This is a genomic window from Kribbella sp. NPDC058245 (assembly GCF_042882005.1).
Lineage (GTDB): Bacteria > Actinomycetota > Actinomycetes > Propionibacteriales > Kribbellaceae > Kribbella.
Window position 1 is genome coordinate 82,395 of record NZ_JBHVWY010000025.1, and the last position, 10,190, is coordinate 92,584.

At 66.8% G+C, this 10,190-nt stretch carries 6 protein-coding genes; 1 reads left to right on the plus strand and 5 read right to left on the minus strand.

Annotated features, from left to right (window positions below):
• Nucleotides 1-196: 196 nt before the first annotated feature.
• Nucleotides 197-2,923: a hypothetical protein gene (locus tag ACFVWG_RS39345; RefSeq protein WP_391548617.1), complete on the plus strand. Its 2,727-nt coding sequence runs from the start codon at nt 197-199 to the stop codon at nt 2,921-2,923.
• Here the strand turns inward: ACFVWG_RS39345 and ACFVWG_RS39350 are convergent.
• The 5 genes from ACFVWG_RS39350 to ACFVWG_RS39370 all read right to left on the minus strand — a co-directional run bounded on the left by ACFVWG_RS39350 (nt 2,916) and on the right by ACFVWG_RS39370 (nt 9,062).
• Nucleotides 2,916-3,893 carry a TolB family protein gene (locus tag ACFVWG_RS39350; protein WP_391548618.1) on the minus strand — a complete coding sequence of 326 codons (978 nt, stop codon included), beginning with the start codon at nt 3,891-3,893 and terminating at the stop codon, nt 2,916-2,918. The two genes, ACFVWG_RS39345 and ACFVWG_RS39350, sit on opposite strands and share 8 nt — an antisense overlap.
• Nucleotides 3,890-5,134 (minus strand): MFS transporter, encoded by a 1,245-nt coding sequence (locus ACFVWG_RS39355; RefSeq protein WP_391548619.1) that lies wholly within the window; start codon nt 5,132-5,134, stop codon nt 3,890-3,892. The genes ACFVWG_RS39350 and ACFVWG_RS39355 overlap by 4 nt, the downstream gene beginning before the upstream one ends.
• Before the next feature lie 3 nt (nt 5,135-5,137).
• Nucleotides 5,138-5,989, minus strand: coding sequence for an alkaline phosphatase family protein (locus ACFVWG_RS39360; protein ID WP_391548620.1), 852 nt, complete (start codon nt 5,987-5,989; stop codon nt 5,138-5,140).
• A gap of 145 nt (nt 5,990-6,134) precedes the next feature.
• The gene (locus ACFVWG_RS39365; RefSeq protein WP_391548621.1) at nt 6,135-8,021 is read right to left on the minus strand and encodes a glycoside hydrolase family 76 protein; all 1,887 of its coding nucleotides are present in this window, start codon (nt 8,019-8,021) and stop codon (nt 6,135-6,137) included.
• 96 nt (nt 8,022-8,117) lie between these two features.
• Nucleotides 8,118-9,062: a hypothetical protein gene (locus ACFVWG_RS39370; protein ID WP_391548622.1), complete on the minus strand. Its 945-nt coding sequence runs from the start codon at nt 9,060-9,062 to the stop codon at nt 8,118-8,120.
• Nucleotides 9,063-10,190: the final 1,128 nt, after the last annotated feature.

The window sequence follows — 10,190 nt, forward strand, 5'->3', positions numbered from 1 at the left end:
GGTACGACGCTCTCGTCGTACCGGCCGTTCTTGCTGTCATGGCCCGATCGGGCAGACCTGAGGCGGGAACGCCAGCCACCTTGACTCGCCTTCGCCGTACCCCGAGGGTGAAGAGACGGAGACCCATCGACTCGAACCGCCAACGAATCAAGGGAAAACCATGTCCCGAGGCCTGACTCGAACGCGACGATCGGCGATGGTGGCCAGTGCGCTGCTGCTGTCGATGACCATCGCCCTCATTCCTTCTGCAGCTCGGGGCGTACTGCCCGCCGCGGCTCAACAGATCACCGCGGTGGCGCACCCTCGCATCGCCCTGGACACCACCAGTCTTGCGTCGCTGCGGCAACGAGCGCAGGCGAACGACCCGGCCTGGACCGCGCTGAAGCAGAAGTGCGAGGGGTATGTCCTCGGCACTGTGGAATGGCCGGACGGCAATGCCGATCCGGGCGGCAACAACATCGGCTCGGGCTACCAGGGCGAGGACTACTTCCCGGCCATCACCAACCTCGGCCTCTGCTACCGCGTCGCGCAGACCGTCGACCCCGCCCGCGCCCCGGCGTACGGTGCGAAGGGCGTCGAGGTCCTCGTCCACATGAGCGCACCCGCGGGCGACCCGCATGCGCCGGATCCGCTCTACGACGACGGCTACGGCATCCGCTTCTACGGAGTCGGCATGGCCATCGGGTTCGATTGGCTGTACGACGCTCTGGCGCCTGCCGACCGGACTCGCGTGTACACGGCCGTCGACCGCTGGGTGGATGCGTACGAGGCCGGCGGGTACGGCCTGGACCACCCGCAAGGCAACTACTATGCCGGCTACTACGCGACCAAGGCCGTTGCTGCACTGGCGACCGAGGGCGATGACCCGCGAGCGCCTGCGCAGTGGACCGATTTCCTCGACCGTGTGCACGGCCAGGTCATCCAGCCCTACTACGCCGCCAACCTCACCGGCGGCGGTTGGCCCGAGGGCCAGAACTACGGCCCACTGGCCACCTTCAACATGACGCTGCCGGTCCTCGCGGCCAAGACGGCGAAAGGCATCGACCTCGTGAACGCCGCGGCGCCGTACAAGTTCCCGTCGGGGATGGCGTCCTGGTACATGTACAACGTCTGGCCGAGCCTGCAGCGGGTCGACGACCGCGGCACCATGCGCGTCCTGGGTGAACCGGCTCCGGCCTCGGTGAAGCTGGTCACCCAACTCGCCGGCATGTTGCCGACCTGGTCGGACCCGCTCGCGCCCGCCTTCCACCGCTTCGCCCGCGACGTGCGGGCGGCCAACCCGGGAGCGACTCCGGCCGCGGCGCTGTGGAGCGACTTCCTCTTCTGGGATCCGGCCGCGCCGGAGGCCGACTACAAGACGAGCCCGCTCGCGTCGTTCGCGCCCGGGATGGAGATGGGTTCGGTCCGTTCGTCCTGGGAGACCGGGGCGGTCTGGGGATCGCTCAACGCCGGTCCGTACACCGGCAACCCCGACAACAGCGAGCAGCTCTTCGACGCCGGCAGCCTGGCCGTTGCCCGCGGCAACCGCCCGTTCCTGGTCAACGCGACCGGTCAGTTGTTCCGTGGCAGCGTGAAGCCCGACGACTTCGTCTACAACGACAACTTCGGCTCATCGTCGACCCGTGGGCTCTACAACGTCTTCCTCACCGACACTCCGACCCCGACCGGGCAGACCACGCAGACCAGGGCTGACGGCTCCCGCACCAAGATGGGCGCGTTCGACCAGACAGCCGACTATGCCTTCATGCGCGCATCCCAACTGGAGGACATGTATCCGCGTGGCAGTGCAGCCAAGACGATCTCGTCGTGGAGTCGTGACGTGGTCTACCTCCGACCCAACCTGTTCGTCGTCTACGACCGGACCACGACCACGAGCCCGAGTGTCGGCCAGACGATGCGCTTCCACTTCGCTGGTACGCCGGCCCGGGTGGCTGACCCTTCCACCGGAGTGAGCCGGTACGACATCGGCAGTGGAACGACCTACGCGGGATCCGTCAGCAGTCTCCTGCCCGCAGGTCACACGGAACAGGTGACTCCCACCATCTTCGGTGGCAGTGACGTGTCCCGGATCGACGTGAAACCAGGCCCGGCCGCAGCGGACAACCGCTGGCTGACCGTTGTCGACGCTGCCGCCGCACCAGGCGACGCTGCGCAGGCAACCCGGCTATCGGTAGCTGATGGCAACGTTCTCGCCGGTGCTGTCACAGGCACCTTCTTGCAATCATCGGGCGGCAACTACGCCGTGCTGAATGGCACCGCGGCGGCGGGCACCACGGTCTCGACGCCGATCCGGTACCACCTGCCGGCCGGCAACACCCGCAGCATCGTCACCGACCTGGCCCCGAACACGACGTACGCGGTGACGACGACCGCTGACGCGACCGGTGTGATCGTCGAGATCACCGCCGGTTCCGGTCCGCGAACCAGCGCGGCCGGTGTCCTCAGCTTCACCGGCGGTCCGCCCGCGGGCGACACCTGCCAGACCTCGCCGGGCGGTGGCGCGTTCGTCGCGAAGGCATTCCCGGCTCAGTCCGGCTCGTTCGCCGCCAGCTGGAACGTCACTCCCGGTACGGCGGCCGTGGACGGCGCGGTCGGTCTGTCCAAAGGTTCGGCGACGAAGTGGTCTGACCTGGCCGCCATCGTCCGCTTCGGCCCCGACGGAACAGTCGACGCCCGCAACGGTTCGACGTACCCGGTGTCCTCTGTGCACTATCAGGCCGGCATCGCCTACAAGGTGCGGGTCCAGGTGGACGTGGCCGCGCACACCTACTCCGCCTGGCTGCAACCGCCCGGTGGAGCGGAGGTCGTCGTTGCCCAGGGCTATCAGTTCAGGACTGAGCAGCAGGCCGTGACCAGCCTCGACAACTCCATGGTCGTCAGCGACGGAGGGCAACTCCAAGCCTGCACCTTCACCGTCAGCTGAGTGGAGCAGGGGATTCGGCGTGGGGGATGAGGAGGGTAGGGCGGCCGGAGCCGTCGGCGCGGACGGACCAGATGTCCGCGTCGGCGGGGCCGTGCGGGATGGCGTAGGCGATCGTGCTGGCGTCGAGCCAGGTGGGCTGGTCGTCGACGGTGCGGCTTTCGGCCAGGGGAGTTCTGGTGCCGGTGGCCAGGTCGAGGACGGTCAGCCGCCAGCCTTTCGCGGGGTTGTCGTCGATCGCTGACTTGAAGGCGATCCGGCGGCCGTCGGGGGAGAGCGACGGGCACTCGACGTTCTCGGTGATGGTGTGCACGGTCTTCGCGGCGATGTCGCCCTCGACCAGGTAGCGATGGCCGGCGGTCGACATCGTGGCGTAGAAGCGGTTGTCGTCGGCGGTGAAGGTGATGCCCCAGAAGTTGAGGTCGGCGGCCTGGTAGGGATGACCGTTCAGTGTCACCGACAGGAACTCCAGCGAGTCGACCATGTCCTGCGTCTGCAGGTCGATCAGTCCGGACCGAGTGGAGAACCGGCCGTTGTTGTAGGAGTCGCCCGCGACGAACACGGTCCACGCCGCCATCCGCCCGTCCGCGGAGACGCGGGTGCGATTCGGGATGCCGACGAGCGGAATCGCCTTCTGTACTTGGAGATTTCGGTCCAGGAAGGCGACCTGGTACGTCGTCAGCGCGCCGTCTGGCCGTAGACACGTGCCGGTGCCGCCGGCGGCGTAGACCCGCAGGCAGCTCAGCGGCGAGACGTCGCGCGGGCCGCCCGGATCGTCTTTCGCGACCAGGGCGAGACGGCCTTTGCTGCCAGCCGCCGTACTGCGGAACATGATGCGCGGTCCGGTCAGGGTCAGTCCGCTCGCCGCGGCGACCGGCGTACGGTCGGCTGTTGTCGTGTAGATGCCATAGATGACGGCGACAGCGGCCAGCAGGATCGCTCCGAGGATCGCTCCGAGGACCCGGCGGGTCATGCGGGTTGCTCCGCGCTCTTTGGGATGCCACGGAGCAGCAGGGCGACTATGAAGACGGCTGCCACGACGAGTACGGCGGCGATGCGGCTCGCGCTCGCTGGTCCCCATACGGTCCAGGCCAGCCCGAACAGGACGGACGAGCCGACGTAGGCCAGCGCTTGTCCGGTCTGGATGAGTGCGATGCCCGTCGTACGGGTGCCTTCAGGAAGGAGCGGTCCGGCCAGTGCCATCAGTACGCCGTCTGTGGAGGCATAGAAGAAGCCGTAGAGACCCAGTACGACGACCAGCAACGGCCAACCGCGGACCGGACCGAACAGCAGCAGGTAGACGAGCACCAGTGCGGTGTAGCCGCCGAGGACCACCTTCAGCCGGCCGATCTTGTCCGCCAGGATGCCCAGCGGCGTGGCGAGCAGGAGGTACGACAGGTTGGTTCCCACGGCCAGCAGCGGGAACCAGGCGATACTCAGGTCCTCTCGCCGCTGGAGGAGCAGGTAGACGAAGCCGTCGCCGATGGTGACCGTTCCGGCAACACATGCGGCCAGGACCAGCCGCCGTACGGGCGCTCGGCGCAGCAGGTCGCGGAGCGCCGAGGGTGCGACGGTGCTTTTCGGCGGTTGCTTGTCACGGTGGTCGCGGACGAAGAGCACCAGCAACAGAACACCGAACGCGGCGATGCAGAAGCTGGTGACGAACACCGCGTCATAGGCCTGCGCGGTCGCGGCCAGCACACCGACCGCGACCAACGGTCCGGCGAAGGCCCCGACCGTGTCCATCATCCGGTGAACGCCGAACGCGCGGCCGTACTGCTGCGGTGGAGTGGAGAGAGTGATCAGCGCGTCGCGTGGAGCCGTCCGGAGACCCTTGCCGGTGCGGTCGATCGCGATCACCGCGCCGATCGCGCCGACGGAGCTGCCCACCGCGAGCATGCCGAGCTTCGCCACGGCCGACAAGCCATAGCCGAACCCTGCAACGGCTTTGCGCCGCTGCGACCGGTCCGCGATGTACCCGCCGACCAGCCGTAACAGCGCGGTCGCCCCGGTGTACGTGCCGTCGACCACGCCGTACAGGGCTGGGCTCAGGTGCAGGCCGATCATCAGGTACACCGGCAGGATCGCGGTCACCATCTCCGACGAGATGTCGGTGACCAGGCTGACCGCGCCGAGCGCGAGGACGTTGCCGCTGACGAGGAAGAGGCCGCGTCCGCGCGCGGTGCGCGGTCGATCGACCGTGGACAGGTACACCGGTCAGTTCCAGATGTTGGTGATCTCCGCCGCCGAGTTGAGGTGGGGCAGACCGTAGGAGCTCTCGAGGGTGCTGAGCACGTTGTAGTGGTTGATCTGGTTGGAGAAGGTGCCGACCTGGGTGTGCGCGCCGACGAACGCGGTGAAGATGTGGTTCGACGACCCGCCGTTGTCCTCGTCGAAGGTGATGACGAGCAGGCTGTTGTGCGTCTTGGCCCAGGTCGCGTACGCCGTCAGGTTGTTCTTCAGCCAGGTGTCACCGGTGCCGACCGAACAGTCGTGCATGTCGCTGCACATGTTCGGCGTCACGAACGAGACGGTCGGCAGGCTCGCGTAGTTCGCCGAGCTCGGGAAGTCGCTGTACCGCAGGTTGCTCGCCGTCGGCACGTTGCTGAAGTTCACCCAGCTGTTGTGCTTGCGCTGGTACTGGCCGCTCGAGCAGCCCGTGTACGCGGCGGACGGCATGCTCTCGGAGTACCCCTTGAAGGTCTTGCCGGCCGCGATCAGCTGCTTGCCGAGGTTGTCGGTGCTGAACGTGTGCGGGCAGCTGTCGCTGGTCATGCCCTGCGTCGACCCGGAGAAGATCGCCGCGTAGTTGGGCTGGCTCGGGTGCGTGACGCCGTACGCCTGGGTGAACTTCGCGCCCTGGCCGGCCAGGCTGTTGAAGGTCGGCGCACTGGAGCTGCCGTTGATCTGCGAGTAGGCGTGGTTCTCGAACATCACCACGACGATGTGATCGAAGGCGGGCACTGCTGCCACCGCTTGCGCACTCGGTGGCCTGTCGACGATCGCGACCACCGACGCGGCGACGACCGCCGCTCCCAAAACGATCCCCGCAACGCGTTTCCGGCTCACGATGTGTCCTCCCAGGACTGGCTGTGCTCGGGCCGTCACCCATTGTGGGAGTGACGGCCGGACACCACCAGGCCTGGCAGGTGTGGGATAGGTGAACAGCGGGTCATTGCTCAGTTGCTTGTGTTTGCCTAGTTGTAGGCGGTGCTCAGTTGTATGTAGAGGTCACGTGGTAGACCCTGCCTCCCCAGCCGTCGTCGGGGAACGAGTCCGCGACCCGGACGTAGCCCGCCTTGCCCGGCCCGAGGTACGGCGTGAGGTCGAACGTCCGGGCGGCCTTGTTCTCACCGTCGTGGAACGGCTGAGTCTCGGTGGCGACCGTGGTCCACGTCTGCCCGTCACCGCTCGCCTGAACCACGAACTCGTTGTCGATCGTCAGCGTCGCGGACGCCGTGGTTGCATCGGACGGGAACGGGAAGCGGTAGATGAAGTACGAGTGACCGTCCGCGAACCGGTTCTGGACCCCGTTGCTCTGTGAACCGTCTGCGTCCCACAACCACGGGGTCTCCGCCGCCGTACCGGTGTCGAAGTCGGCCGTGTGCGCGATCACGATGTCGGACCGGGTGCTGAAGGACAGTCGTGATCCGGACGTCGCGGTCGCAGTCACCGAGTAGCGGCCATCCGGCGTACCGGCTGGAATGGTCACGTCGAGCTCCACCGACGCTTGCACCGGTACGGCGCTTCCTCGCGGCCGAAGGGTCACGTTCGACCGTGCCGGGGTGATCGTCCAGCCAGCGGGGCCCGAGGAGCGAACCGCCACGGGGAGCCGCTCGCCGGCCGGTCCGGTGGCTTGGAGACCTACCCGCACCTTCACGTGGGTCGTGCTACCGGTCGCGGGCATGATCACTGGCAGGGCCGGGTCGGTGGTCGCTGACAGGGAGCGGACCGGTGGCGGTGACGGTACGGCGGCGATCAGGGCGCTGAGCGCGCTGGCCTGAGTACGCCAGTCGTAGGCGTTGGGATGGTCAGCGTTCGTGAGGCCGGACCACCGCTCGCCGAGCCGGTCGGACGCGTCCCGGTCGTTGTCCCAGATGGTCGCTGCCTGCCGAGTGACGAAGTCGGCGTACCGGTGGTTGTGGGTGGTGTCGGCGAGGTCCATCCAGTACCGCTGGAAGATGCCCTTGAACTGCTTGCCGTTGTCGTCACAGGTGCGATCCGGCGCATCGCAGTACTCGGTCAGGATCCCGCCCGGGGCGAGCCCCGTCGGGGCCATGGCGGCGTCGGCCAATCGCCGTACCGTGGTCAGGAGCTTCGGATCGCGAGTCGCCCGCCAGAGCTCGAGGCCGGCGCCGATCGCCAGGCCCTGGTTGTAGGTCCAGACCGTGTCGCCGTTGCTCTTGCAGTCGCTCGTCAGACCGTCGTTGACCAGGCCGGCGCTGTTGATCATGCCGCTGGCGGTGAACCAGCTCCAGCCTTCCTGTGCGCGGCCGAGCCAGTGCTTGTCACGAGGCAGTCGATTGTGCAGCTCGGCGGTGAGCCGGATCCAGAGTCCGTTGGTGACGGCGTTCTTGTAGGTGCGTTCGCCGTTCCACCAGACTCCGCCGCCGCAGGAACTCGGGTCCCAGTAACCCTCCACGTACTCCGCGATCGTGACCGCCATGTCGAGGTACTTGCGGTTCTTGGTGAGGTCGTACGCCTGGATCCAGGTCAGCCCCCACCACTCGGAGTCGTCGATGGCGCGGCTGGTGAAGTTGCCGAGCAGCGGATCCCCGGAGAGGTATCCCGCCGGGAACACGCCCTTGTCCTTCTCGAAGGTGTTGTCCAGCTGGGGCAGATAGCGCCGGTCGCCAGTGCGCTCCATGTAGTCGCCGATGGTCTGCAGGGCGACCGCCGAGTTCCACCAGCTCGATGGGAACCAGGCCTTGACCGGCTCGTACGAGCCCATCAGCTCGTCAGCGGCAACCCTGGCCTTTGCAACGGCCGTCGAACCGCCGTCAGGACCCGGATCGGCGCCGGCCGATGGTGGCGGGGTCAGTGCCGCGGCCACCAGGACCGCGCCGGCTATCAGTACCTGCAGCATGCGGGCGGAACGCATCACGACCATGATCTCCTCGACTGCTGGAAACGTTTCGGTTGTATCGTCGGTAGGCCCGACAACGATGTCAATGCCCTAGGGCAACCGGAGTGGTCGTCAGGTGAGCGCTTCGGTCTCGATGCGGTGCATGGCCTGCGAGAAGGCAGGAACGGACCGCAGATCGAACGTGCCGGAGCTGTAGTCCGTCATCTGGTGCCACTCCTGGTCCGCCACGTAGTAGACGTGCGGGCTGACTTGTCCCGGTGACTCGGAGTAGAAGCAGGTTGCCATCCTCGCCATCGCCATGAAGGCATGGACCACCATGGGATCCCGCATCACGTGCACAAGCAACATGTCGCGCGCGGGCATCGCCACCAGACACCCGAACGGAGGATTCTCGACGTGCAGCGATTCGCGCAGCACGGTATCGAGGACGAGAGCCCGCGAGGCCGTGAACATGCCACCGGAGAGCATCGCGATCTCAGTGCCCGGAACCTGCACGTACTCAACGGTGTCCGTGAGCCGCCGAAGGTTCGCCAGGCCGATCCGGTTGATCTCCGACCAGGAGAGGCCGAGCGATCCGACGTCGAAATGCATGGCCACCGCTCGCCCGGTGTAGGTAGCCGGCGCTGTCAGTAGACCCGGCACGAGTGTGGGCACCCGCCCCGCCCAGTCGGGATTGATAGAAGACGCGTCGACCAGCCGAAGGTAGAGCTCATTCTCCAGATCCTCCGGAATCGCCGGCCGCTCACCACCAGGGCCCATCTGATCGAAATGCGCCGCCACCGCGGCGCGCCACTGCTGCCGCGGCAACCCACCCACCGTCCGGGCCAGATTCGCCAGCCCGGCAGTCATCCCCTCACCCTCGACCGGCAGCAGCGCACCCACACCGTCGTACCGCATCGGAAACCCGCGGTCCGAAGCCGCACGCTCCGCCAGCCTCACCAGCCGGTCGACCTGCCTCATCGTGAGCGGCCGCAACACCGGATGCGGCTGCTCTCCGCCGGGTTCCCGACGCCGATGGCCGCCCGAGCAGCCCTTGTCCTTCCCGCCAGCACTCATCGAGCACCTCCTTTGCCCAAGAACATATGGACTTCGAGCCGCCCAAAACCGACAACTTCGCAATCTGTGGATAACTCCGCCCCGCAACCTCCAGACAGCCACCGAGGACGCCCTCTCCCGAACCGGACCCACAGCCCGTCAATCCTTCCCGAACCGCAAACCAAAGCGTGAGGATTCCGACAGTTGCTGAGAGCCCCCTTTCCCGAACCGCAACCACAGCCCGTCAGTCCAAGCAACGTGAACCCGATCCCGGCGACTTCCCGGACCGCAACCAAAGCCCGTCAACCCCAGGCAACGTGAATCCGGTCGCGGCCTCGCCATCCCCCTCAGCCACCGCCGCGCCCAGCCACCCCGTCTTTAATCGGCCGCAGCCATGCCCAGCCGCAGCGGACCGTTCCCGGCCGAGTCGCCTATCTGGCTCGCAGGGACTCGACCACCTCCGGCGGTCGACTGAAACCTTCGGGCGCGCCAAGTAGATGGCTGGGGTGGATGGTGCGGTCGGCGACCGAGGTGCACGTTGCTTGGGCTTCCGGGCTGTGGCTGAGGTGCATGACGCCCGGAGTTTGCGCTATGGGTGAGTTTTCGGGTCCAGGCGACGAAAACTCACCGACTAACGCACCCGGCAACCACCCGTCTGAGGCGGGGTGGATGACTGGCCGCGTGTCGGGGGTGTGCACCCCCTGTGGTGGGCGTGAACAAGCTATGACCTGTCCACACTCACCATTTCTTGTTCAAGCCCCCGGTGGTTGGCGCGGCTCGACCACCTGGCGGCGGTCGACTGGAACCTTCGGGCGCGCCCAGTAGATGGCTGAGGGGGATGGCGAGGTCAGCGACCAGGGTGCACGTTGCCTGGGGCTGACGGGCTGTGGCTGAGGTGCGTGATGCTCGAGGGGGTCTTGCGCTAGTCGGAAACTTTTCGGGTCCAGGTGACGAAAAAGTACCGGATAACGTCATGGGCAGTGTGGGCAAGTTGAATGGGCAATCAGCCCACAGCAACAGCCCACACATCCGTTGTAAATAAGGGGTTCTCGGCCCGGAAACTGTCGGTGGGCGTGGCTATGCTTTTCGGTATGGAGATCTTGGCGATGCGCCCGGTGTGCATGCAGAGTGGCAGCGAACTGCTGACCA